The 24,664-nt window shown below is 62.4% G+C and carries 23 protein-coding genes; 12 read left to right on the plus strand and 11 right to left on the minus strand.

Translation table 11 applies throughout. The features are described 5' to 3' along the window. The first annotated feature begins 125 nt into the window (after positions 1 to 125). The 3 genes from LBC97_02865 to LBC97_02875 all read left to right on the plus strand — a co-directional run bounded on the left by LBC97_02865 (position 126) and on the right by LBC97_02875 (position 3,346). Complete coding sequence (locus tag LBC97_02865) at positions 126 to 1,115, plus strand: ATP-binding protein (protein MDR2564998.1); 990 nt, start codon at positions 126 to 128, stop codon at positions 1,113 to 1,115. 142 nt (positions 1,116 to 1,257) lie between these two features. Continuing rightward, complete coding sequence (locus LBC97_02870) at positions 1,258 to 2,670, plus strand: polysaccharide biosynthesis tyrosine autokinase (GenBank protein ID MDR2564999.1); 1,413 nt, start codon at positions 1,258 to 1,260, stop codon at positions 2,668 to 2,670. A gap of 7 nt (positions 2,671 to 2,677) precedes the next feature. Further along, positions 2,678 to 3,346, plus strand: coding sequence for a hypothetical protein (locus LBC97_02875; protein MDR2565000.1), 669 nt, complete (start codon positions 2,678 to 2,680; stop codon positions 3,344 to 3,346). Between the two features lie 142 nt (positions 3,347 to 3,488). Here LBC97_02875 and LBC97_02880 read toward each other — a convergent pair whose 3' ends face one another. After that, the gene (locus LBC97_02880; GenBank protein MDR2565001.1) at positions 3,489 to 3,767 is read right to left on the minus strand and encodes a helix-turn-helix domain-containing protein; all 279 of its coding nucleotides are present in this window, start codon (positions 3,765 to 3,767) and stop codon (positions 3,489 to 3,491) included. A gap of 338 nt (positions 3,768 to 4,105) precedes the next feature. Here LBC97_02880 and LBC97_02885 point away from each other — a divergent pair, with 338 nt between their 5' ends. From LBC97_02885 to LBC97_02925, 9 genes are all read left to right on the plus strand, one after another. Continuing rightward, positions 4,106 to 4,261 carry a hypothetical protein gene (locus LBC97_02885; GenBank protein MDR2565002.1) on the plus strand — a complete coding sequence of 52 codons (156 nt, stop codon included), beginning with the start codon at positions 4,106 to 4,108 and terminating at the stop codon, positions 4,259 to 4,261. Positions 4,262 to 4,271: 10 nt separating this feature from the next. Continuing rightward, positions 4,272 to 4,538, plus strand: a complete 267-nt coding sequence (locus tag LBC97_02890; GenBank protein MDR2565003.1) for a hypothetical protein — start codon at positions 4,272 to 4,274, stop codon at positions 4,536 to 4,538. A gap of 205 nt (positions 4,539 to 4,743) precedes the next feature. Further along, positions 4,744 to 5,724: a glycosyltransferase family 39 protein gene (locus LBC97_02895; GenBank protein MDR2565004.1), complete on the plus strand. Its 981-nt coding sequence runs from the start codon at positions 4,744 to 4,746 to the stop codon at positions 5,722 to 5,724. Then, positions 5,715 to 6,344, plus strand: a complete 630-nt coding sequence (locus LBC97_02900; GenBank protein MDR2565005.1) for a hypothetical protein — start codon at positions 5,715 to 5,717, stop codon at positions 6,342 to 6,344. The genes LBC97_02895 and LBC97_02900 overlap by 10 nt, the downstream gene beginning before the upstream one ends. 341 nt (positions 6,345 to 6,685) lie before the next feature. Further along, positions 6,686 to 7,657: a GDP-mannose 4,6-dehydratase gene (locus tag LBC97_02905; protein ID MDR2565006.1), complete on the plus strand. Its 972-nt coding sequence runs from the start codon at positions 6,686 to 6,688 to the stop codon at positions 7,655 to 7,657. Between the two features lie 44 nt (positions 7,658 to 7,701). Next, positions 7,702 to 8,787, plus strand: coding sequence for a glycosyltransferase family 4 protein (locus LBC97_02910; GenBank protein ID MDR2565007.1), 1,086 nt, complete (start codon positions 7,702 to 7,704; stop codon positions 8,785 to 8,787). A gap of 103 nt (positions 8,788 to 8,890) precedes the next feature. Then, positions 8,891 to 9,736, plus strand: coding sequence for a hypothetical protein (locus LBC97_02915; GenBank protein ID MDR2565008.1), 846 nt, complete (start codon positions 8,891 to 8,893; stop codon positions 9,734 to 9,736). Between the two features lie 368 nt (positions 9,737 to 10,104). Beyond that, entirely contained in the window at positions 10,105 to 11,577 is a 1,473-nt protein-coding gene (locus LBC97_02920; protein ID MDR2565009.1) for an oligosaccharide flippase family protein, read from the plus strand. A 553-nt stretch (positions 11,578 to 12,130) separates the two neighbouring features. Further along, the gene (locus tag LBC97_02925; GenBank protein ID MDR2565010.1) at positions 12,131 to 12,370 is read left to right on the plus strand and encodes a hypothetical protein; all 240 of its coding nucleotides are present in this window, start codon (positions 12,131 to 12,133) and stop codon (positions 12,368 to 12,370) included. Positions 12,371 to 12,786: 416 nt separating this feature from the next. On the opposite strand, the gene LBC97_02930 is transcribed toward LBC97_02925, so the two are convergent. From LBC97_02930 to LBC97_02975, 10 genes are all read right to left on the minus strand, one after another. Continuing rightward, positions 12,787 to 12,936 carry a hypothetical protein gene (locus tag LBC97_02930; GenBank protein ID MDR2565011.1) on the minus strand — a complete coding sequence of 50 codons (150 nt, stop codon included), beginning with the start codon at positions 12,934 to 12,936 and terminating at the stop codon, positions 12,787 to 12,789. A gap of 1,644 nt (positions 12,937 to 14,580) precedes the next feature. Further along, positions 14,581 to 15,750 (minus strand): glycosyltransferase, encoded by a 1,170-nt coding sequence (locus tag LBC97_02935; GenBank protein MDR2565012.1) that lies wholly within the window; start codon positions 15,748 to 15,750, stop codon positions 14,581 to 14,583. After that, positions 15,747 to 16,499 carry an HAD family hydrolase gene (locus tag LBC97_02940; GenBank protein MDR2565013.1) on the minus strand — a complete coding sequence of 251 codons (753 nt, stop codon included), beginning with the start codon at positions 16,497 to 16,499 and terminating at the stop codon, positions 15,747 to 15,749. Before LBC97_02940 ends, LBC97_02935 begins: the two co-directional genes overlap by 4 nt. A gap of 11 nt (positions 16,500 to 16,510) precedes the next feature. After that, a complete protein-coding gene (locus LBC97_02945; GenBank protein MDR2565014.1) occupies positions 16,511 to 17,062 on the minus strand; it encodes an ATP-grasp domain-containing protein in 552 nt (183 codons plus the stop codon). Positions 17,063 to 17,220: 158 nt separating this feature from the next. Next, entirely contained in the window at positions 17,221 to 17,382 is a 162-nt protein-coding gene (locus LBC97_02950) for a hypothetical protein (protein ID MDR2565015.1), read from the minus strand. 391 nt (positions 17,383 to 17,773) lie between these two features. Next, positions 17,774 to 18,448 carry an acetyltransferase gene (locus LBC97_02955; GenBank protein MDR2565016.1) on the minus strand — a complete coding sequence of 225 codons (675 nt, stop codon included), beginning with the start codon at positions 18,446 to 18,448 and terminating at the stop codon, positions 17,774 to 17,776. Next, positions 18,441 to 19,040 carry a sugar transferase gene (locus LBC97_02960; GenBank protein ID MDR2565017.1) on the minus strand — a complete coding sequence of 200 codons (600 nt, stop codon included), beginning with the start codon at positions 19,038 to 19,040 and terminating at the stop codon, positions 18,441 to 18,443. Before LBC97_02960 ends, LBC97_02955 begins: the two co-directional genes overlap by 8 nt. Before the next feature lie 23 nt (positions 19,041 to 19,063). Beyond that, positions 19,064 to 20,209 (minus strand): aminotransferase class I/II-fold pyridoxal phosphate-dependent enzyme, encoded by a 1,146-nt coding sequence (locus tag LBC97_02965; protein ID MDR2565018.1) that lies wholly within the window; start codon positions 20,207 to 20,209, stop codon positions 19,064 to 19,066. Positions 20,210 to 20,214: 5 nt separating this feature from the next. Then, positions 20,215 to 22,110 (minus strand): polysaccharide biosynthesis protein, encoded by a 1,896-nt coding sequence (locus LBC97_02970; protein ID MDR2565019.1) that lies wholly within the window; start codon positions 22,108 to 22,110, stop codon positions 20,215 to 20,217. Positions 22,111 to 22,268: 158 nt separating this feature from the next. After that, a complete protein-coding gene (locus LBC97_02975; GenBank protein MDR2565020.1) occupies positions 22,269 to 24,479 on the minus strand; it encodes an acyltransferase in 2,211 nt (736 codons plus the stop codon). Positions 24,480 to 24,664: the final 185 nt, after the last annotated feature.

Consider the following 24,664-nt stretch of genomic DNA (forward strand, 5'->3'; position numbering starts at 1 on the left):
ACCGACGTGTTTAGCGACGGGGTTATGAGGTGACCACGGTTACCAGCCTGGCCAGGTCAGGTATGGTGAAGCTGAATTGAACGCTGGGGAAGCGAATTGGCCCAGATAACGTTAGGTGTCCCCGAGTGGTAACAAGTGATCATGTATTGGCCTTGGTCAAGAGCCATTTCCAAGGCGATGACGACGCCTTTGGCGCCGTCGCGCAGCGGGTAGTCCAAGAGGCTGCGCGGGCGGGGAGGACCAAGTTCGCCCGAGAGCTTGGGGACTTCATCGACTCGGTCCGCGTCCAGCCGCCGTCGTTTTCCGGAGCGAAGCCCGCGCTTCCCTTTGCACGGCGGAGTGGTGAAACCGCATCGCCGGTGTCGGTTTCGTATCCCGACCCCGAGCTTGACCGATTGGTGTTGTCCCCCAAAGTCGAACAGGCCGTGATGAGCCTCCTGGCGGAGCAGCGCGACCTCGGCGTTTTGGCCGAGCATCGTTTGCCGCCCGCCCGGAAGATGCTGCTGGCCGGACCTCCGGGAACCGGCAAGACCTCGGCCGCGCGCGCAGTGGCGGGGGAACTTGCTTTGCCGCTGTTCTCGGTTCGGATCGACTCATTGGCCGACAAGTCCGCGCCGCAGGCTGCGGCGGACCTCCGGCTTGTCTTCGACCGCCTGAGCGACACCCGCGCCGTCTGCCTGTTCAACGGGGTCGACGAATTGGCGGGGGACCGTGATCCGGGCGGCGACTCCCCTACGGGGCGGCGGCCCTTGGATTCGTTTCTGGAGCTTCTGGACGCGGATGTGTCGGATTGCTTGGTTTTTGCCGCCACGAACAGCGTCCATCGGATCGACAGCGCCGCGAAGCGGCTGTTCGATGCCGTGGTCACCTTTTCGTTGCCGGACGAGGTTGCCGCGAAGACGGTCGCGGAGAATCGCCTGGCTTCATTCGATTTGGACGGCGTGGACTGGTCCGAGGTCACGGCCGCCGCCGCGGGACTCAGCCACGGGGACATTTGCGTTGCGGCGGAGAACGCCGCCAAGTTGGCGGTCCTGTCCGGCCACAAGAAAGTGGACACGTTGGCGTTGGTGGCCGCGCTGGAAAACCGGCCGCACCGGGTGGCCCGTGACATTTGAAGTGGTCAGAAAGGCCGACCGTTGGGCGCTGAACGGCCTCAACGTCCCGGCAGGCCGGGTTACCTGAGGTACCATCCCGGTGAGAGTTTTTTCCGAGCGGGGCGGGATGAGTAGCTGCCGTCCTTAGAAAGGTGCCGAGTTCATGGACCTGCCCGAGTTCATCGGCGTGATGAAGCGAAGCTGGGTGCTTGTGTGCCTGATCGCGTTGGCGGGTGTCCTGGTCGGCGTGGTCGCCGGTGTGGTTCGGACGCCTCTTTACACCGCCCAAGCGCAGCTTTACGTGTCGGTCCGGGCCAGCGGCACCCTGGGAGATTTGGTCCAGGGATCCACTTATGCGCGCCAGGCCGTGGTCAGCTACACGCAGGTCGTCACCAGCCCCTCGGTGCTCGGCGTTGTGGCCGAATCGCCGGAGGTCCCGTACACGGCAGCCGAGTTGAACGGCAAGGTGACGGCGGATTCGCCGTCAAGCACTTCGTTGATCAACATTAGGGTGTTAGATCCGGATCCCGAGGTGGCGGCGCTGATCGCGAATCAGACCGCCGCCGCGTTCATTGACGTGGTGGCTAACGAGTTGGAGCCAGCGGGGCCGGACGGCGTCAGCCCGGTGGCGATTCACGTGATCGGGCCGGCGACCCCGCCCGGCGCGCCGAGCGGCTTGGGTCCGCTCCGGACTGGGGCGATTGGGCTGATGATGGGGCTGGTGTTCGGGGTGGCGATCGCGGTCCTGCGGTCCAAGGTCGACACACGGGTGCGGAGCGAGGAGGACGTGCGTACGGCATCGGGCAAGCCTTTGCTGGGAACTATCGCGTTCGATCGCAACGCGGTGGCTTCCCCGCTGATCGCTGAGGCGGACCCGGATTCCATGCTGTTGGAGCACTACCGGGCGCTGCGCACGTCGCTGTCCTACGTCAATCCGGGCGGGCCGCTGAAATCCTTTGTGATCACCAGCTCCGGACCCGGCGTGGGAAAGACCCTGACCGCGTGCAACCTGGCCTGGGTGACGGCCCGCGCGAGCGCTCGCGTTCTGCTGCTGGACTCCGACCTGCGCCATCCGCGCGTCTCGAAGACCATGCACATACCCAGGACCCCCGGCCTGTCGGACGTGCTGGCGGGACGGATCGAGCCCAGGGACGCCATCCAAAACTGGGGAGGCAGCGGACTTAGCATTATGCCGGCCGGCCACACCCCGCCGAACCCCAGCGAGTTGCTCGGCTCGAGGACCATGCGGGACCTGATGGCCTACCTTGAGGCGAATTACGACTTGGTGATGGTCGACTCGCCGCCCGTGGACCTGTTCACGGACGCCACCCTGTTGGCGAAGCTGACCGAGGGCGCGGTGGTGTTGGCGGCCTACAAGAACACCAAGGCGCACGGGTTGGCGAAGGCCGTCGAGTTGATTGAGGCGGTCGACGGCAACGTGTTCGGCGTGGTGCTGACGTGCGCCCCGGACGCTGGCTCGGAGTATTACGGCAGTTATTACGGGGGCAGGCCGGTCAGAACGGCGACCGACTCGTCGGGGCGGCGCGCGCACCGCTCCTCGGCGGCAAAGCGATGAGCCCGCGTTGAGCCGACCGTTCAGCGTGTTGGCGGTGTGCACCGGCAACGTTTGCCGCTCGCCCATGGCCGCCGCGCTGATAGCGCGGCACCTCGTGCGGGCGGGGGTCGGCTCTGGCCTGGTCCAGGTGGAGTCTGCGGGCACCCACGCCTTGGCGGGCGCACCCACCGACCCGCCCGTCCTGGCCATGCTGGAAGGCCTCGGCGCCCGGCCCGACACGCCGCACCGGGCGCGTTTCGTCACCGAAAACCTGGTGGACCAGGCCGATCTGATTCTGGCCATGGCGCGGGGCCACCGCGACTGGATGGTGCGCGAATGGCCGGCTGCGGGCCGCCGGGTCTTCACCCTGAGAGAGCTGGCCGGGATCGCGGTGCAGTTCCCCTCCGAGGGACCGGTGCCCGTGGGCGGCGCCAAGGGGCGCTTGATTGGCTGCGGGTCTGCGGGGGATCCGGTCGGCGGAATACGCCCGGCCTTGACCCGCGTGGTGGAAACCGCTTCGGCGTTGAGGGGCCGGGCCACGCGGGGGTTCGCGCCGCGTGACTTCGATGTGGTGGACCCCTACCGCCGCCCCCCGGAGATCTACCGCCAAATGGCGGCGCAACTGGCCCCCGCAGCCCAGCAGGTGGCGGACTGGATAGCCACCCATGTTGAAAGGGCGGGCGCGACGTCCGCATAACGTCCGGTTTGCCGCCGTGCTTCGGGCCGCGTCGGTTGGATTCGGGTCGGCGCGAACGTCGGGCGGCCCCGCCATACGGTGGCGAACAGCGTGGCCACCTTCGTGTCGCCTCCGGTCTCCGGAGGGGCTACGTGGGTCTGGCTCATCGCCGCACTCGCTTCGGCAGCGCGTCATCGGCCCGGGCGCGGCCGAATTCCGTCTCGTAGGGGTCGGTCGCCAGCACGATGCCGTTCAGTATTCCCAGCCCCGACGCGACCGACAGCACCGCACCGAGGCTGACCCCAAGGTCGCCATGCTCCAGCCGCCCAAGCGTGCCGCGCGCTATCCCGGCTCTGTCGGCCACCTGCTCGGCCGTCAAGCCCAGGAGCTTCCGCCAGGCGGCGAGTTGCTGGCCGATGTCGCCGGCTGCGGCCTTGACCATGCGTGTGGGGGGACGCGATCACATGTGGTGGCTCCCAGTAGTGTGCTCTTGGGCGACCACAATAGCGCTTTAGGGTCGGCAAAGCGATCGCTATCCTTACTCGGTTGAAAAGGCGACCACCCGGTCGCCCTGCAGGATGCGGTCTTCTCATAACCCAGGCAGAGCGGGTTGGCGAACCGCCCGAATGACGGCGAGAAGTGCCACGCGCCTCAGGTCGGCGGGCGGGGGCCAAGTAAGCTTGTCGGCAAGTAAGCTTGCCTTGTGGGCGGCGAACCGATCATACTGGCGAGCGCGTTCAGGCATGGTCAAGCGCTGACGGCCAAAATCCCCTTCACGCGTTGCGATTCGAGGTTGTCCACTTTGTGCAAGGAGACGGCATGGTGATGGTGGTCGGTCCCAGCAGAATCGGAATCCTGATTGAGGTAGGAGTTGTCGAATGGTACGGCGACGTGGCGATAGCGCATTCGCGCACGACGACCAGGGGAAATACCTGAGGTGGTTGAAATGAAGCGATCTTTGAAAGATCTGGAGGCGAGGGCGGACGCGTTGGCCGACGCGTTCGAGGACTACGAACCTACCGAGGCGGATCTGGGAGCTCCTCTTCCCCCGCTGACGGCGGTGCGCTTGGCGGCCTGGCGACGGGATGCCGCCGAGCGCGACTTGGCGCAGGCAGTCCGCGCGGCACGGGAAGAGAACGTGTCGTGGCGCAAAGTGGGAGATGCGATCGGCACCTCGGGCGAGGCCGCTCGGCAGCGCTACGCCCCTTTGTAGTGCGTCACCCGCGCTGACTCGCCGCGCTGGCGCCGAGTCAGCGCGGGCTTGGCCGAGTCCCGATTCGTAGGAACCGGTCGCGAATACGGTGCTGTCCAGAAGCCCCAACCCTGAAGCCACCGACAGCACCGCGCCCAGGTTCCCCCCAGGCCACCGTGCTTCAAGCGTCCCCGCCGCCACAAGGGCCTCCAGTAGGATTGCCGCCGTGAGTGCCTCGCCGTCCTTGCGCCAATCGTTGCGTGACGCTACCCCCTACCTGGCCCTGGCTTTGCTGGCGCTGATTGTCTTGACAACGAGCCCGCTATCCCCCTGGAGCACTGCGGTGCAGACGGCGGACTCGTCGGACTTCTTCTACGAGGGTGCACGCGTTCTGGCCGGAGCTGCGCCTTACGTTGACTTCTTCGACCACAAGGGACCTGCGATCTTCCTGATCAACGCAGCGGGCCAGGTTGTTCTCGGCGAGTTGGGGGTGTGGTTGGTCGAGTTGATTTCACTCTCGTTGGCGGCGTCGATCTGCTACCGAACCATGCGGGTCTTGTTCGGGACCCGAGCTTCCTTCTTGGGCACGGCCACCGTGCTGGTGTTTGTCGTCTCGTGCTTGGAGCACGGCAACTTTACCGAGGAATACGCTCTGCCTCTGGAGATGGCGGCGCTGGCGGTGCTGGTTCGTTTCGCTGCGGTAGATCGCCTAGGCCGTGTGGGTGCGGTGACAATGGGAGTGACTTGCGCGGCCGCGTTCTTGCTGAAGCTCACGACGGTCCCGCTGTGGGCGGCTTACTGCCTTGGGGTCGCCGTGTTCCTGATGGCTCGCCGCCGGACTCGCGAGGCTGCGGCCGCAGCCGTATGGTTTTTGACTGGAGCGTTGGCTGTACTGGTGCCAGTGTTCGGCTGGTTGGCCGCGAGGGGCGCGCTGGGAGCCTGTTTTGACCAGATGATCGCCTTCAACCGGGAGTACGCGGGGATCATGGGTCCAGGCGAGTCAGTCGGAATGCTCGTCAAGTACTTTGCGCGGCCCGACACGCTCGCGGCCGTCTCCGTTCTTGTCTCCGGCGGCATGGCGCTCTGGGCCTGGCGGCGCCAGACGCGTGGGATCAGGGGGGGGGGGGGGGCTCCGCAAGAACGCGAGCAGTCGTTTTGCCATCTGGCAGATTCCTTGGCGCTGACCGTGTCTTGTTGTTGTCGCTGAGCAACCTGGCCGCGCTGATTCTGCTGCTCGTGGCTGCGGCGATGCCTGGCCGCGCTTACGGGCACTACTTGTTGGTGCTGGCCCCCTGCCACGCACTTGTTTGCGGCTTCTTGTGGCGGGCGACGGTGGTGTTCATCGCTCGACGGAGGCCTGCAGCGCGAACTGTGCTGGCGATTGGCCTAGCGGTGTGCGTTCTGGCGGCAGGCTCGCTCTACGTGGCCTTCAGGCTCGCGCACAAGTCGCAATTCGGATTCTCATCCAGCGGCCCGGAGGCCGGGTTCCAGGCCGAAATGGCAGACGCCATCCGGAGCAACACCCCCAACGAAGAGCCGATTCAGGTCTACGGAAACGCGAGCTGGATCTACCTTGCGTCGGATCGTCTAGCAGCCACAAAGTACCATTACATCCCGCTAAAGGGCGAGCCGCCAGCACTCCGTGGCGAGGTGCTCGGCCTGATCGAGGACGCCCGTCCGCGCGTGATCATCGACGTAGACGACAGACTCAAGGCGACTGGCTTTGATCTCCTCCAATACAGCCTGGTCTACCAGCAGGTCGACAACGGTCTGCCAATGACCTACAGGGTCTACGCACTGCCTCAGGAGATCCCGTCCCAGGGGTAGATCTCATGACTCGTCTCATAGGCAGTGATTGGATTATGTGGGGTGGTGGGGTGGCGTTCCTGGTGGTGGCGGTGGCTGACCGCTTGTAGCTCGTGCACAGTTTCCGATGCACGAATCTCGCCGTTGAAGACCGCCAGATCGCTGCCGGTCAGGAAGGCGCGTGTCCTTGGCTGGGGATGGTTGCACCGCACTACCCCCAAGGTGGTTTGGCCGGATCATGGGCCCCGGGGACCTGCGCCAGTCCGACTGCTCGGCGCGTGCCGTTTCGAAACGAGGGGCCTCATGTACACTCGACTGGCGACGAAATGATGCAAAGACCTAATCAGAAGCAGGTGACTCGCATGAGGGTGTTGGTGACAGGAGCTGCCGGATTCATCGGTAGTTCCTTGGTTGACTATCTCTTGTCCGCGACGGACTACCACGTTGTGGGGATCGACAGCTTCTCCGACTACTATTCTGTGGGGACCAAAGAGAACAATATTCGGGATGCTGGGCTGTCTGAGAGATTTGCTCTGCTCCGTTGCGATCTTCTCTCTGCGGACCTTGAGGCCATCGTCCGGGAAGTCGATGTCATCTTCCACTTGGCTGGCGAGCCGGGGGTGAGGGGATCGTGGGGGCATGGATTCCGAAACTATGCGGACGCCAACATACTTGCGACACAGCGGTTGCTAGATGCAGCCCTAAGCTGCACACGGTTGCGGCGGTTCGTGTACGCCTCGTCCTCCTCAGTGTACGGGGACGCTGACCGGTACCCAGTCACCGAAATGACATTGCCGAATCCGCTGAGTCCCTATGGTGTCACAAAGTTAGCGGGCGAACATTTGTGCGGGCTATATGGCAAGGTGTTCAACCTCCCCACCACAATGCTGAGGTACTTTACCGTCTACGGTCCGCGCCAGAGACCGGACATGGCGTTCACCCGCATGCTTCGCTGCGCCGCGACGGGCACCGAATTCGATCTCTACGGCGACGGCTCGCAGATCCGCGACTTCACCTATGTGGCCGACATAGCAGCAGCGAACATTGCGGCGGCGGAAGGAGACCAGGCACCGGGCACAGTGATAAACCTTGCCGGGGGCTCGGAGGTGTCTATGCGGGAAGCGATTTCGGAGATCGAGAAGGTTACTGGGAAAAGCCTCCTTTTACGCACTCAAGGGCGTGCGTCCGGAGATGTGATGAGGACTGGTGCCGAGACTGAGCGCGCCCATCGATTGTTGGGGTGGCGGCCCCGAGTGGGCCTGTCAGAAGGCCTGGCGAGGCAGTATCAATGGATTGTTGAGGAACTTGAACGCACAACGGTCGGTTCAGAATGAAGCGAATCGTATTCGCAGTTTCAAACTGCAAGAGAATCGGCCCAGTGAAGCAAACCCTGAATATAATCAGGGGGCTGGACAGGGCAGCATTTGAGCCCATTTTGGTGACGCTTTTTCCTGAAATGGACCAATCCACTTTGATAGCCGCTTATGTGGATGAAGTGCGAGAGAGGCACTGTCTCGGTCTGAGCCGTGCGCAAGCCGCAGTTCAAGGGAAGCGCCACCTGAACGAATTACTGGAGAAGATCGAGCCCGACATTATCCATGCTGTCGGTATGCCCATCTACTCTTACAGCCTCGGATACAGAAGCGCAGGACACGTAACGACGCTGCGTGCATACCTGCCCGTTGATTATCGCGATCGGTTTGGGAAGCTGGCTGGAGGGCTGCTAGCTAAGAGAGATGTTGAGTTGATCAGGCGGCAGCAGGCTGCGGAAGAAGGCGTGGTGACTTGTTCAATGGCACTCGCCGAGCTTTATGAGCGAGAGCACGGTCTGTGCCTGAAGGTGATCCGAAACGGTGTTGACACGAATTCCTATGCACCGCGAGCCGAAGGCGAGCGGCAGTCAGCACGGAGGTCATTGGGCCTGCCGAGGGAGGGCCTAATCGTGACTTATGCCGGACCAATGATAGATCGAAAAGACCAGCAATCGGCAATCGAAGGATTCCTGGCCTCGCGAATATCTGGTTCGCACCTGCTACTCCTCGGCGGAGGCGAGAACTACGACAAGTTGAGGAAACGATACTCGCGCCACTCGGCAATTATCATGCCTGGAGACGTGGAACAGGTCCGAGAGTATCTCGCTGCTTCAGATCTCTATGTGTCCACAAGCAAGTCTGAGGGGTTGCCGAATGCCGTTTTGGAGGCAATGTCGGTGGGTCTCCCCGTTGTGCTATCCGACATTCCGCAGCATCTGGAAGTTCTGCGGTTGGCGGCTTCGGTGGGGACTTCGTACGCTCTAGGCAGGACTTCCGATCTTGCCGAGAAACTGCTGGGTATGGCGAATCGGGATTTGGCCGGTATGGGACGGTCGGCTTCCTGTGCGGTTCGGAAGTCACTGTCTTCCGTTGAGAACAGCAGACAATACCAAAGACTATATGATCGGCTCAATATGCAAAGAGGGGCGTGATGTGATCGAACTATTGCGGCGTGCAGCCGCCAACCCGCCCATGTATGGATTGTTTGCAGCGAGGCGGTGTTGGCCGCGTGGCGAAGCGTGGGACAGAAGATACTTGACCCTGCTGTATCGCGTGATGACCGGATGGAGGCTCGATCTGGACAAGCCGGTGACGTGGACGGAGAAACTGCAGTGGCTGAAACTATACGATAACAACCGCCTCTACCCGACGCTTGTCGACAAAGTTGCGGTGAAGGACTACGTCGACAGTTTGGGCGAGAGCATTTGTGTCCCGCGCACATTTGGTGTTTGGGAGCGGTTCTCAGATATAGACTTTGAGCGCCTACCTGAGCAGTTCGTGTTGAAGACGACACACGACTCTGGCGGGACTGCAATATGCCGGAATAGGGCGGAATTCGATGCGGCAGCAGCAAAAAAGGTCATTCGGCACTCCATGGGTCACCGCCTGCACAAGCAAAACCTAGAATGGCCCTACTCCGGCGCGGTCCCACGAATTCTAGCTGAGGAATTGTTGCCGGGAGATCCGCCGGATAGGTCGCCTATTGACTACAAGTTCTTCTGCTTCAACGGAAGAGCCGAGTGCGTGTTAGTGTGTACCGACCGGGACATCGGGTATCCGAAACTCTTCTTCTTCGATCGGAGTTGGAGATTTCTGCGCTATAATCGGCAGTCGATCGCGCTGGCGCCTGGGTTTTCGCTGCCGAAGCCGCCCGCTATTGATGAGATGTTCGACTTGGCGGGGCGATTGAGTCGGGGAATGCCGTTCGTGCGAGTGGATTTGTACTGGTCTAAGGATCGGATCTATTTCGGGGAGTTTACCTTCTACCCGACGAGCGGGTTCTATCGGGAGATTCTTCCGGAAGCCAACTTGTATCTGGGTTCTCGGATCGACCTTAGGCTCTCCGCCGGGCATAGCGAGAAGGGCGCGCGTCACCGTTGACGGTTGGCCTTTCCGGGTCAGGCTAGACATGGGAGATGGATAGAGGGGGTAGGCGGAGTGCTGAAGCCTGGAGCGACTGCCAGTCGCGTACGTGGCTGCGGAATCGTGAAGGTGCAACCCGGAGAAGGGAACGAGAGAATGCCGCGTGCGGGGGTTGGGTCGATCAACCGATGTTCGGAAGAGCTATGGGATCTGATTGATCCGGGGTACGTGCCGCGTTTCGAAGGGGATCCGGATCAGGCGGGTAGGCGAGGATCTTCGGCACCTGGGGCCTCGGGAGTGGGACCACGCGCCCAATGCATTTGTGGGTGCGGGTCCCCGCAGATGAAGTACGGGGTCGAGATGGGCGAATTGAACTAGGGGTAGTGGTGTCGTCAACTATGGATGGTTTGTCGGAGGCAGGGCACCAGAAAGACAGCGGTTCGCCGCCGGCGCTTCGGGCCGGTGTGTGGTACACGGCAACCATCGTCTTTACTCGTGCATCGGGCCTAATAACGGTTCCACTGTTCGCCCGACTACTGACGAAGGAAGAGTTTGGAACCTATTCCAATTTCGTAGTCGTTGTTCTGATTGTGGGAATACTCACTGGTTTTCGGGGTTCCTTGGCGATCCCTCGAATGAAGTTGGATCTGGGAGGCCAAATTGACCGCTTCTGCTTCTCAACCCTTGCCTTGACGTCGATCATTACGCTAGTATGCTATGGGCTTTCGCTGTTGTTCAAACAGGCGATTATGGGGTTGCTGGGCTTGAGCGAGATCTACCTGCACATTATGTTTGTCTATCTGCTGGCATTTCATGCATTCGAGATTATGGCCTCTCGCGCTCGGGCATTCTACCGATATAGGCTGTTCGCGATCTTGAGCGCCGGCTCGACGCTCGGCGGCGCAGCGCTGTCGTTAGTGTTTGTCGTGTTCTTTCGAGACCATCTACTCGGGCGTACGATTGGGCAGTACCTTCCCGGAACTCTAATTGGTTTTGGTCTCTATGTCTTCCTGGCAATTAAGTCGAAGGGAATTACTTTCAAATACTGGGGCACGGTTGCGGCGCTATGCCTGCCGTTGGTGCCAAATGTCTTGTCGCTCTATGTGTTGAGCTCTTCTGACAGAATTATGATCACGGCATATTGGGGTGCGGCGAATACGGCGCTGTACGCACTGGCCGCTAGCCTGGCGAGTATTGTAGGGGTGCTGTTCCACGCTATGAATGACGCCTGGTCACCTTGGCTATTTGAAAGGCTCAGCCTTGGCGCCGCGGGTATCGTACGAAGGGCGTCAAGCGAATATTTCCTTGTATGTATGACCTTGTGTGTCACCGTGATTCTGCTGAGCCCGGAGGCAATTGGGCTGCTGGGGGGCAAGTCTTTTCAGGATTCCCTTGGGTTGGCACCCCCGCTGATCGTAGGCAGTCTATTTCAGGCTTCCTATGGCCTGTACGCCAATTTGCAGTTTTATTGCAAGAAGACTGTAGGAATCGCGGTCGGATCGGTGGTGGCCGCGTCTGTGAACTTGGTGCTCAACCTGATACTGGTGCCGCAGTTTGGTATGTACGCGGCCGCGTATGATGCTTTGGTTGGCTACGGAGTGCTGCTGGCAGCGCACTATTTGCTGGTGCGACGCTTGGATTACCATAGGGTGTATAGCGTGAAGGTGATTGTGGGAGGCACCGTAGGGTGCATCGGATTGATTCCGGTCGCCTTGTGGTCGTACGACCACGTCGTGTTTCGATTCTGTCTCTTGGGCACCCTGGTTGGGGGGAGTGCGGCGTGGCTCGTCACACGGCGCCGGGCGCAGAGAATGGAAGATGAGGGACAGGGCGGAGGAAGGATGCGAGAGGAGATTTGACGCCGTTTGGGGGTATTTCTGACATGCGTGGCGGTTGAAGGGCGACTGCCTGTTTAATTGAGATGGGCGCAGACGGTGAAGCGTTGGAATGGGGTAGGTTGAGGTTGATTGCGGTCAGCGGGGAGGAATTGGTTCATGAACTAGACTGGCGGCGTGCAGGGCGCAGATGTGGCCGCTAGGGCTTGGACCGAGAGCCGAGGAATGGTTGATGGCCAACGGTATTTGGATGGTTTTCGCGTGACACGACCCGATCTCAACCACTCGGGCGGGGCGGTTCAGGGCTTCGTCGCGGGGGTGTCTTTGCTGGCAGATGGGAGGCTCGTGATCCGTTGGTTGCCGATGATCTTTGCCTGTCTTGGCGTAGGCGGAGGGAAGGAGCTTGGTCCTTTGGGTGGCGGAGATTGCGGCCACGGCTGGAGAGGCCTCGGGGACGTGAGCTCTGGAGTGGCCACTGCCGTAGACCAAGTGGTGTGCGCAGAGGTGTGTAGCGACGTCCAAGGCTCCGCCCCTCGAGGCGTTCGCTGGTGCCGAAGCGGTCGTGCGGGGGGAGCAGATGGTGATTCCTATCTCGATTGTGCCCTCGGCTTTGGTGGTGGTCATCCGGCGACCTTGGAGAATCTGGCAGCACCACGGGATGTCGGCCAGGTCTGGTGTGGCACCGGCTTACGCTATGCCGGTGGCGTTCGCAGAGTGGCTCGGCACCGTGGGACGGCGCGCACTGGTCTCCCACGACGGCGAACTCGCAAGCCCGTCCAACGGCAAAGGCAGGCCGCGGTTGACTCTCAGACCGTAGTGGGGACCGTAGTGCCCGATCGGCCGGACTGCACCGACCAATGTGCGTATTGTTTCCAATGGCGAGATGGCTCCATGCAAGTTGAACAAGGAGAGCAGTTCGCATGCAGTGGTCACTTCTTTGGTCTCCGTGCCAATCACTACTGGTTTGACGGCCAATGCGGAGCCGCAGGTCAAACCACCGGCCAGGCACTGTGCGTCCTCAGTGTGGTTCTTCGCACCCCTGAGCGTCTTCCCTTTGAGACCCACGACCGCACGACCGTCTGCCGATGTTCGCCCTACGGACGCCCATCCCCCGAACGGCGCAGACAGGACGCAGACGTTCGGGGTGCCGAACAACTCCAGGACTGCCAGCTTGAACAGGGCGCGACAGCCCGACCCCAAGCGCTCCCGGACTTGGGCTCCCGTGCAAGTCGCTCACTCCGTCATTGCCCCCAGGAGCTTGGCGCGCGCCGAAACGTCGTCGATTATCAGGACCAACGCGGTGGACAATCCGGGGTTCACCGAGTGCTGAGGGGACAGGTACGCGATCGCGTCAAGAGCACGGACAAGATTCCGGGCGTGCAAGGATTTAGGATCGGCTTGGGGCCCGCCCAGCCGCGAGAATGGCTCTGCTCGCGGGATTCAGCGAGGGTCCCGGCGAGAACATCACTCTTGATCGCTGCGGCTAGGGCAATGTCTTCCCGCCGTCCCGAAAGGCGTGTCGCCATCAAACAAGCAAGTCAGCATGTCCCATCACCGGATTGGGAGACGTCCAGGGATACGGTCTCTTTTGTCGCAGAATGCCGAAAGCAAGGTCATGCGCCCGTCGCAAAGGCTGATGGAAGCTCCCGTGCGGCACTCCAATGGGTCCACTACGGCAAAGCGAACGCGAGCGAGAAGACGGTGGCGCTGTGAATGCCTTCTTCCCTGGCACGCTCGGCCTCGGGCTATTCCTAGCATGTGCGGTCGGCCTGGGGCTGCTGATTCTGTGGTGGTCTCGGGGGTCCGTCAACTCTGCTCCGATAATCGGTCCGCTTCTCTCAGGGATTGGGCTCGGACTCACGGTTGCCTGCGTCCGACTGGTCCTCGCGCCAACTTTGCAGGCGGATGAAATAGAGTGGAACCGTCTCGCTATCGTCGCCGCGAACGAGCTCATGGGCACAGGTGAAGAATACTCGGCCGGCTCTCAGCAGGGCAAAGATGGCTACGCCTGGATTCTTGGCGGGGTGTACGCTGTGTTCGGACCAAACGCCGAGTACGCTGTGATCATAAATCTGCTGGCAGGCATGTCGTCGGGAGTAATGATCGCGCGAGTCGCCGAACTGATAGGTGTCGAAGCGGGTCTCTCTGCGAATTCGGTGGCCGGAGCGACGAGGATTTCGGCCCTTATGATCGCAGTTTCTCCGGTGATGGCCTATTGGCAAGCTTGGGTACTGCGCGAGACGTTGACTGTCTTTGCGATTTCGCTGGTGGCACTCTGCCTGGTCAAATCGTTGGTCGGGGTTGGTCGGGGGAACCTCGTCGGCATGATCTTCGGCTGTTGCCTAATCTATTGGCTGCGAAGTCAACTTGCTCTTGCGGCAGCGGCGGCCTTAGTCGGCTCGTGGGTGGTCGCAGCAGCCCAACGGAGCAAGCACAGAGCACTGTATACAACCGGGGCGCTTGTGCCATTGGCGGCCATAACAGTCGTGGCACAACGGTTCGCTGCGTCGGCTTTTGAAAGGGACTCAGATAGATTGGTAACAGTCATCACCGCTCTGTCGGAAAATGCGAGTTCGGGATTCTTTGATGAGCCGACGGGGAAGATTGGTCTTGCCGAGATGGTGGTGCATACGGGTCCGCGCGTCCTGGCGGGGCCATTTCCATGGGAATGGCGGATTTCCCCGAGTATGGTCCTTGGCGCTGTTGAAGGCTTCATCTGGCTTTTGACTCTAATACTGGCCGTACTCGGCACAACGGCGGCACCCCGATTCGGCGCGTATCGGGGACGGACGGCGGGAGCGGTTGCGGGTTTATGGACCTTGGCGGGGGGACTCTTGTGCGCGTTTACAGTCACTTTGGGTAACTATGGCATAGTTGCACGAATGAGGCCGCTCGCTTGGTGCTGCCTGGTGCCAATTGCGGCCTACTCCATCGCCATGCGACGTGCGAAACGGTCCTCTTCAGCGCTACCTGCCGCGCGGAGCGGACGGCGGTGGCCAGTTTCCTGACCCGTCCCGCCTAGAGTGGTCAGGCGTTGCCGATTGCCTCGGCATACGTGGCGCGCATGATGCTGTCCACCACGGACTTGTCGAATCTTAGGGCAAGCGAGCGGTTGTGAACCTCGATTTCGGCTCGGTCATGCGCAGCACTATTGAGAATCGCTTTGATCCCCTTGGCTACCTGCTCGGGTTCAAGTGGATTCGGTACGAGATAGCCGCTCCTTCCGGCATCCATGTAGTCCTGAATGCCTCGCACGGCGGAGCCTACAAGCGGTAGTCCGGATGCCATGGCCTCCAGGCCGAAGACTCCGAGCCCCTCTCGAAGTGAGACGCTAATGGCAATGTCGGCAGCAGCAAGGTATGGGACAATATCCGATTGAAAGCCTTGTAGATGTATCTGTCGAGCAATCCCGAGTTGACCTGCTAGCCCGAGAAGATGGCCGCGTTCAGAACCGGTGCCGCATATGGCATAGTGAAGGTTCTTCATACGAAGGAGGCTGACGGCTCGAATGACAGTGGCATGGTTTTTGTTGCCGTTGAGTTCACCTACGGACAGCAACAAGTGGTCATCTGACCCAAGACCGAGGTCGCTCCGTACGGCCTCTGCGAACGTTGTCGGGGAGGGCGTTGAGAACCGAGAACAATCGACGCCCACACCAGGAATGCGCACCACCTTCGTCGCATGCATTTGGCGCCGAGCCAAGCTCTCGTCCTCTTCGTTTACGGTTAGAAGAACGTCCGTGAATCGGGAGAGGGATCTTTCTAAAGGGTAGTAGATAAGCCAGTTGCGTCTCGGGCCTCCCTTCATGAAATGGAAACCGTGCGCTGTATACAGGATTCGACGGACTCGCCCGCGCAGAGCGAAACGGGACAGGGCTGAAGCGGCGGGTTGGTGCGTGTGCAGAATGTCGAAACGCCTGGCGCGCTGGAGTTCCCGTAAGGATCGCACCACGTCGCGCGCGCCCTGCAGACTTCCTGCGCCGCGTTCAAAAGCGATGTGGTGGCAGGGCACGTTGATCGCGGCGAGTGCGGCTCGGAACTCGTCATAGGCCTCGCGGCTCATCTCGCCAGTCGATTCGGTGTTAGTGGCGACCTCAACGTCGCAGCCGAGATCCTGGAGGATGGCTAGATTTCGCATGTTGAAGGACCTGATCATGGATGGTGTGGCCGCAACCATGAGGATTCTGGGGCGAGTCATGCCGCGCTCGCCGTGCCGTTTGCGCCGGAACCCCAAGATGCAGAGGTTGATGTGCGCTGTCCGCCTAGCAACAACCGGGCGAGTTGGTGTACCGATGCCGCTTCTTTCAACCGCAACTGGGGAGGAGACTCGATTCGCTCATGGAGTTGGCCAGGGAAACGAACGCGGATGCAGTCCCAGCCACGGGCGATCGGAGCGTTGAAGTCCTTCGCTGGATTGTCGCCCACGTATACCAATCTTGCTGGATCAAGCTCGACGCTCTGCTCAACGAGTGCGAAGGCTCTAGGATGCGGCTTCCAATAGTCCGCTCCCCAAAGGTCAGTCAGAACCACTAGATCAGCATAGTGGCCTAGCTCCAAGGCTTTGGCTTTCGCGTGTTGGGAGGTCAGGGGCCCGTCGCTGATGATCGCTGTCTTGAGCCCTCGTCGCCGGAGGTTATGGATCATCTCGGCCATGCCCTCAATCATTTGCAGCCTGGGTGGGTGGCCACGGTATTGGGCAACCAGTTCCTCGACAGTCCAAGATCTGCCGATTTGTGGAAACCTCTTCAAGAGCGCGTCGAAATGGTCGAGTCGGACGCCGCGCTGGAATCTACCCCACATGAATCGGTAGATCTCGTGGGAGGTGACACTGCTGGTCCTATCCAAGGGATTCAGCGAATCATTGCTGACCATGTCGGCGATGAACCGAAAACCGCTTGCGACGTAGTCGCGCTCCAAATAGAGGGTGTCGTCGAGGTCGAAGACCACGCCTAGCGGACTTAGGTCCACAGCGGCCCCGCTGCAAAGTGCTCCACGTGGAAGCGGCTCATGTGCAGGCCGCGAACATAGGAGCCCAGTTCCACTTGGATCGGGCGACCTTCGAGATCGGCGACTATCCAGTCCGTGTACCGGCCGCCGGCGGCATGGGAAAGGGGGTAGCCGCCGCCGAAGCGCGGATTCACCTCAGTAAGCACTGGACCAGTATCGGTTATGAAAGCCTGAAGAGTCACCGGACCGCGCCCGCCGCCCGCTGAGACGGCGTTTAAGTGCAAATTCCGGGTGTTTAAGACGTCGATGAGCCATGAGCGCAAGTCGTGGTCGTCAATGGTCACTCCTTGGATGGACTCTCCCGCCAGGGTTCGGATTCGGCGGCGGGGCACATAGTGCACCACTTTGCCGCCGGAAGAAATGAGGGCGTCCACAGTGATCTCCGGGCCTTTCAAACACTCTTGGATGACGGGCTGGGGCACAAGTGGGAGCAGACCCTTCACACCTTCCCGGTTCGTGTAGAACACGTGTCTGCTTGCACTCCCGTGGCGCGGCTTGATCACAATGTCGACGGTCGCGTTATTGAGCCGGGGTACGTCACGCTATTGAGCCGAACGCGCGTCACCGATTTGAGCCACCTGCGATGCCGTTGACCTCCTCCTAAGCCTCCTGACTGCCGTGAACGGTGGTGGCTCAATAACGTGACACCGACCGGCTCAATTCACTGAGTGTCGACACACAAAATCCCCCCGGCGGCCCCCGCCAGGCTTGGCGAAAGCCCGGCCAGAATGAATAGCTCAGTGTCGATCGTGGGTGCCAGGACGTCGATCCGGTAGCGTTCCACGCCAGCTAGCAACGCGTCCGCGTAGTCTGATGACGTCACCGGAGGCAACCTGAGGTGTCGGTCCGCGAATTGAAGTGATGGGGCTAGGCCGTCAACATCGGCGGCCACTACCTGGCCGCCTGAAGGCTGAACTGCCTCGGAGAAGGCCCTCACAAGGCCCACCCTCCGCCCGGCGCTAGTCAAGAGCACGTTAGTCAAGATGCGGACCGCGCCGGAACACACTGAGGGCGACGACGGCTGGTTCTCGGAAATGCGCGTCTAGCAGATCGTTGGCTCGCTCGAACACCCGTGGAAGTATCCGGACGAGGGGCACCAGGTTGGTTTGAGGGTGCGGGGCGGCATCTGGACTGACGCGCGCGCGTGGCGACGGTCGAAGAAAACTCGACGGCGGAAGCCTCTTGCAGTTCGATACACCAAGTATTGCATGGGATCAGAAGCAGTCGATACTGCCGTGGGGGAGGGGGGCTTCCTTTGCCGGTACTCCCTTGACCATTGCTCCGGCGGGCACGTTTCTGGTCACACATGAGGCGGCGCCGACAGTCGCGTTGGCACCGACGGTCAGACCCTGGAGGATGACTGCGCCAGCGCCTAGTAGAGTGCCGTTCGCGACATGAACCTCCCCCGAGACTATTGACCCGGGGTTGGCGGACACGAAGTCTTCCAATACGGAATCGTGTCCTATCACCACGCCAGGATTGACGTGGACAAAACGGCCCAGCCTGACGTTGGTCGACAGGTTCGCCCCCGCGCAGATGACGGTGCCAATTCCGATCTGGCTGCGGCTGCCAATCAAGGCGGAGGGATGGATCAGCGCTGGGGAGAACACCCTGCGGCCGACCTTTTGGGCGATTGCCGCCCGCGCACCTGGAGAGCCGACACCAATGACCGCCTGGGTTTCGCTGTCCTCGCTCAGCCAGCGGTCAATTGGGCCGAGCCACGCTATGGCCCGGTCTGCTAGCCGTTCGAGCGCTTCTTCAGATGGCGCGTCATCGACCACCCCGACCACGGTGTGAACCGGTTTGGGTGTGGCGCGGTTGATCGCTTCGATCACGTCCAGAGTTTCGCGGCCAAAGCCGCCGGCGCCAATGATGACAAGTTCAGCCATCGGTCGCCTCCGGCATGAACTCGGGCATGGTGGCGTGGCCGCGGGCGGCGATCCCGGCTCTGCGGAGAACCATCGCCAATGTGCGGGCCAAGATCACAATGTCCATTTTCCATGAGCGGCCGTCTACGTAGCGGACGTCGAGGCGAAGGCGCTCGTCCCAAGATATGTCGTTGCGGCCGTTGACTTGGGCCAGCCCAGTCACGCCCGGACGCACCTCGTGGCGGCGGGCTTGGGTTGCCGTGTAGCGGTCTAGATATTCGACCAAGAGCGGTCGGGGGCCCACCATGCTCATGTCGCCGCGCAGCACGTTCCATAGGGTGGGCAGTTCGTCAAGGCTGGCGGCGCGGAGTGCCTGGCCGAGCGGAGTCAGACGGTCCTCGTCGTTGACCAGGCCGTTCGCCGGGTCTATCGGTTTCATTGTGCGGAACTTGCGCAGCCTGAAGACCTTGCCATTGCGACCTGGGCGCAATTGAGCGAAGATCACCGGTTTGCCCAAGCGCGCGCGTACCACTGCAGCCACTGTGGCGATCACGGGGGAGAGGACCAGGAGGCCTGCTCCCGACGCCGCGATGTCGAAAGCCCGCTTGGAGATCTCATAGGTTCGCAGCTGGCGTTTCACGCGGAGCGCTCCTGCCGGAAACGCTGGACCGCCGTCAGAACGCGGTCCCTCTGGGATTCGGTCAGGCAGGAGCCGCTCGGCAGGGCCAGGCCCGTCCGGAAAAGTCGCTCCGAAGCGCCGTTGATCCAGCTTCTGGCGTTGGCAAAGACCGGTTGCAGGTGCATGGGCTTCCACAGCGGGCGTGATTCGATTCCGGCCGCCGCCAGGACGTGGTTAAGGTCGTCCGAGGACCAGCCCGCAGTGGTTGGGTCGATCAGGACGGCGCTCAACCAGGCGTTGTCCTCCGACTCGCCGGGTGGGCCGAACATGGTCACGCCTGGCAGACCGGCGAACGCCTGCCGGTAGCGTTCCCGCAGGTAGCGGCGTTTGGCCACCATCGAGTCGAGCCGCTTTAGCTGGGCGCGGCCCACGGCCGCCAACAGGTTGGACAGGCGGTAGTTGTAACCCACCTCATTGTGTTCGTACCACGGCACTGGCTCGCGGGCCTGGGTCGCTAGGTGGCGGACCCGGCGGGCAAGGGCCGCGTCGTCGGTCAGCAGGGCGCCGCCGCCCGACGTGGTCATGGCCTTGTTGCCGTTGAAGGACACCGCAGCGGCGCGTCCGTAGCCGGCGGCCGGACGGCCCGCCAGTTTGGAGCCCATGGCCTCCGCCGCGTCGGAGAACACCGGAACTCCGTAGCGGTCCGCTATGGCGTCGATCCGCTCGTGGTCCGCCACCTGCCCCAGCAAGTCCACGGGGATGACGGCCCAAACTTTGCGCCCCTCTGCGGTCAGTTGAGCCAGCGCCTGTTCGAGCAAGTCTGGGTTCATGTTGCCAGTGCCGTCTGAGTCCACGAACACCGGCTCCGCGCCCGTGTACACCACTGCGTTGGCAGTCGCCGCGAAAGTCATCGAAGACGTCAACACGACCCCTCCGGGACCCGCGCCAAGAGCCAACAGGCCAAGGTGGAGGGCCGCCGTGCCGGACGACAGCGCCACGCACTCGCTCCGGCCGCAGTAGGCCGCCAACTCGGATTCGAAGGCGTCCACCTGGGGACCCAACGGCGCGATCCAACCGGACCGGACGGCGGCCAGCAGGTATTCCTCCTCCAAGGGGCCCACGTCGGGGAGCGAGAGGCCAATGGTTGGCGGGAGAGTGGACACGGCTTCTATTCTGCTGCCCGCTTGGCGGTAACGGGTTGATCGGCATCCGGCTCGGTCTCGCCTTGGGCTGACGGGCCGAATTCGGCGGTTGCGCGGCCGGAGTGGGGAGCGGCGGGTGACCGGACGGCATCGGGCAATGGGGGAGCCACCGCCGCCATGTCCGGAACGAAGGGGTGCTCCGTGGCCTCCTCGGGGCTGAGCGGCTCCACGCGAACCCGGCGGATCAGGGGATGCGGCCCCGGCTCGCCCTCTTCGCCCGCGGAGAACAGCACCTCGTGGAGCTTCTCGCCCGGCCTGAGGCCGGTGAACTTGACGGCGATGTCGCGGCCCGACTCGGCGATCAGGTAATTCGCCACGTCCAGAATGCGGACCGGGTCGCCCATGTCGAGGACCAGCGTGTCGCCCGACTCGCCGCCGGCGCCGGCCTGGAGCACCAGTTCGCAGGCCTCCGGGATGGTCATGAAGAAGCGCGTCACGTTCGGATGGGTGACCGTCACCGGGCCGCCATGGTTGATCTGGAAGCGGAAAGTGTCCAGCACGGAGCCCCTCGAACCGAGCACGTTGCCGAACCGCACCGACACGTACGGGAGGCCCAGGCGCTTGGCGTGCCAGGCCGTCAGCCGCTCGGCCGTGCGCTTGGTCACGCCCAGGACGCTGGTTGGATCGGCGGCCTTGTCGGTCGAGATGTTGACGAACCTGTGCACGCCGCTCTCCGCAGCGCATTTGAGCACATTGGCGGTGCCGATCACGTTGGTCTTCCAGCCCTCCTCGGGGAAGCGCTCCAAGATGGGGAGGTGTTTGAGCGCGGCCGCGTGGAAGACCACCTCGGGGCGCTCGCGCTGGAACACCGCCGTGAGCGCGTCGACCTCGCGGATGTCGCACAGCACCGTGTCGCTTGTCTGCAGGAGGCCCGAACCGGAAACCGACAGGTGGACCGCGTGGAGGGCGGATTCGTCGCGGTCCAAGAGCACAACGCGGGCCGGGGCCAGGCGGTGGACTTGACGCGCCAACTCGGAGCCGATCGACCCGCCCGCGCCGGTTATCAGCACCACTCGGCCGTTGATGTAGCCGGCTATGGCCTCCAGATTGGTCGTGATTGGGCGGCGGCCCAAGAGATCCCGCACGTCCAAGTCGCGCAGCTGGTCCAGGCGGACTTTCCCGCCGATCAACTCGTGCAGCGGCGGCACCACCGAGAAGCCCAGGCCGACAGCTTTGCATTCCGCGGAAACCCTCTTGAGCAGCGTCGGGGACGCGTCCGAGATGGCCACTACCACCATCTCCGCGCCCATCCGACGGGCCAGGTCCATCAGGTCTGCCCCGGTTCCCAGCACGCGGCGGGACTCGATTTGCCGGTGCCGTTTGCGCGGGTCGTCGTCAACGAAGCCGACAATCCCGTACGGCGAGTCGGCGGTCAACGCAATTTGGCGGGCGATCTGCTGGCCTATTTCGCCGGCGCCGTAAATGAGGGTCGGCTTGGCCTGCGTTGGTCTTGGCTGGCGCTTGACCGAGTCCGTGTAGCTCCGCCAGGCGTAACGGCCCGCGAACATCAGGATGAGCGCCAGTGCGGGCAGGGCCAGAGGAATGCCGTTCGGCGGGGGCAGCGGAGTCAATTCGGCCACTCCGAAGGCCACTATCCCGATTGCGACCACCGTGGCACCCAGCAGGGACACGTCCAGGAAGCTACCGATCCGGGTCCTGCCCAGGTAGATCCTCGTGATCAGACCGCCCGTGATCTGGAGGACTGCGGCCAGGGCCAGGTAAAGGGCGGTCCCCTTCCAGAGGCTTGGAACCATGGAGAAGTCGTAGCGAATCAGGACGAACCACAGCAGCGCCACGAGCCAGCAGAACACATCCCATGCCGCCAGGCCGACAAGTCGGTGGCGTTGCAACAATCGCCGCATTGAGACCTCCTGGGGTTCTGAAGTCGGGGACCACCAAATCTCGCCGTCGGCCGCGACAAGGGGTATGCCGCGTTTGGTGTCTTCTTGCGTTCCGTGGTCCACTATATGCCCCAACCCGGGTGTAAAGGCCTTCCCCCTCCGGAACCGCAAGAAGGCGGTCAGCGAGCCAGCGCGCCCTGAACCGCCGCTGACAGTTGCGGGGCAAGGGTTTCGACGAAAGTGGCCGACAGATGATCGTCATCAAAATACGCTACGACAGAGCCCACGATGCCTCGGCAGACTTCGCGGCCGCAGATCGCATCGGTGAAGTCGAGGACCTCGACCAAGTCCGGCCCAAAGGCCGCTGCCGCATCGACCCAAGGATCCGGGGAAAGCCAATCCTCTCTTGGCCCGCTGCAGCGGTCAATGCGGTCGGCGTTCAGGGCGAGGCAGTCCGGAATGCTTCGTTCCGCAGGTTCGCGAGGATTGTCCCTAATCACGATCACCTTCATCTCTGCCTCCGTTAGCTGCTGAAGGACCCAGCTTGCGGATTCGACGGCCAAATCGTACTTGTCAGGGGGTGCCTCGACTCTATTCGACAAGACCACAAGGTCCGGTTCATGGGCGCGGATAGCGTCGAGTTCCTCCTCGGTGACATCAACGCACTCATCGCGGAAAGTCAATGCGTCGAACTTGCCTCCTGGCGCTCTTGGAAAGCACGCCGAAGACAACCAAGTCGTGATTCCCAAGTCCAGGTCACGTGCGGAACGTTGCAGGCCAGGCAGCCACTGCACTGCATGTGAATTGCCCCAGAGGACGACTTCCCATTTCGCCGATTCCTCTGGCAGGGCGTACCGACATCGGTGCGGCGACGGGTCGTCCCAGTGTCGGGTGCAACCATCACCAAAGGCTGTCGGTTGGTCAAGCGACCCGAATCTGGGGTCGGGATAGGGCCCCGCCTCGTCAGCTGTACCGGTCACGGCGCAGGTCGGGTCCAGGATGCGTTGGGCACCCAAACACTGGCTTTGGCGGACGTGTTCCCTCGCGGACGCGACCTCGGACATGCCCGTGCTCTCTACGCCGACGTAAACACCGCTACCAACCAGGCCGAGCACGGCCATGCTGGCGACGGCAGGCACAAAGGTGCGCTTTGGGCGGCTCCTTATCCAGCGCCAACGCTGAAATGGCTGCTCCACAAACGCGTAGGAGACCGCCGAGAGCCCAAGGGTGGCCAGGATGACTAGGGCGCTGGTGCCAAGGGAGAGTTCGCTCCCCAGGACGTAGGGCGCGAGCAGCATCAGGGGCCAGTGCCACAGATAGACTGAGTAGGACATGTCGCCCAGGTATTGGATTGGTCGGAGTGACCAGAAGTGCTTCAAGAAGCGGTCGATGCCATTTGGATCGATGTCAGGCTTTACCTGGAGGCTTGATACATGCTCTCCCAACTTGTCATTGCCCAACTCGGGGGCCTTCGCGCGCGGGCGGAGGTCTGTCGGGGCGCGTCCGCCAACTATGAACAGGGCTGCACCCGCAGTCGGCAGCAACGCGACCCAGCCGGGAAAGGGCGTGGCGTCGGAGAACCACACGGCGGCGGCAATCATGGCGACGAGCCCCACGGCGACGGCACCTGCGCGCATCGTCGGGTGCGGGGCTAGTCGGTCCTCAAGGCGTGGCCAGAAGCAGGCCAACAAGCCGCCCAGCGCAAGTTCCCAAACGCGGGTCTGCGTGACCAAATAGGCCTCGGCCGGGTTCCGAATGGTCATCCACACCGACAGCGCAAAGGAAACGCCCGCCGCCGCGCCGACCACCAAGGTGATAGGCAGCCGCACAGAGGCCGTGTCGCCCCCGTGGTCCTTGCGGTGCCACAAGACAACCACGGCCAGCATCAGAACTGGCCAGAACACGTAGAACTGTTCTTCCACGCTGAGCGACCAGAAGTGCTGGAAAATCGACGGCACCCCGCCGCGGGCCAGGTAGTCCGTCGACTTGTGCCACAGATTCCAGTTCTCCACGTACACGGCGGCGGCCACGGCGTCGCGGGCGGTCTGCACCCAGGCCGACGGCGGCCCGACCAACCACGCCGCCACGCCTGTGGCGACTATGACCAGGAAAGACGCCGGCAACAGCCGTCTGATTCGCCGGCCCCAGAAGTCGGCCACGTCATGCCAAGTCTTGGGCGGCCGCGTCACCAATCCGCCCGTGATCAAGAAGCCGGAGATCACAAAGAAGATGTCCACGCCGACGTACCCGCCGGTCAGGACACCAGGCCAGAGGTGGTACACCACGACCAAGGACACGGCCAACGCCCTGAGCCACTGAATATCCGCCCGGCGCCCCGAAGCTTTCGCTCCCGAGGCTTTGGCGGTGTGTTGGGTGGCCAGGGCGTGCACCAGTCAATTGTGCATCACAAGAAAGGGCCGCCTGACACACGCCGCCGGCCGGTTGCGCGGGCTCCGGGACATCGGAGGTGGGTTCCACTCCGTCTCACACCGCCTCCAATCCCGCGGCCGCCGGTGCCCCGGCCGGGGCGGCCGGGGACCGCTGCGCCGACCCACGCGGACTGGGCTGCGAGGGC

This window comes from Bifidobacteriaceae bacterium (genome assembly GCA_031281585.1).
GTDB lineage: Bacteria > Actinomycetota > Actinomycetes > Actinomycetales > WQXJ01 > JAIRTF01.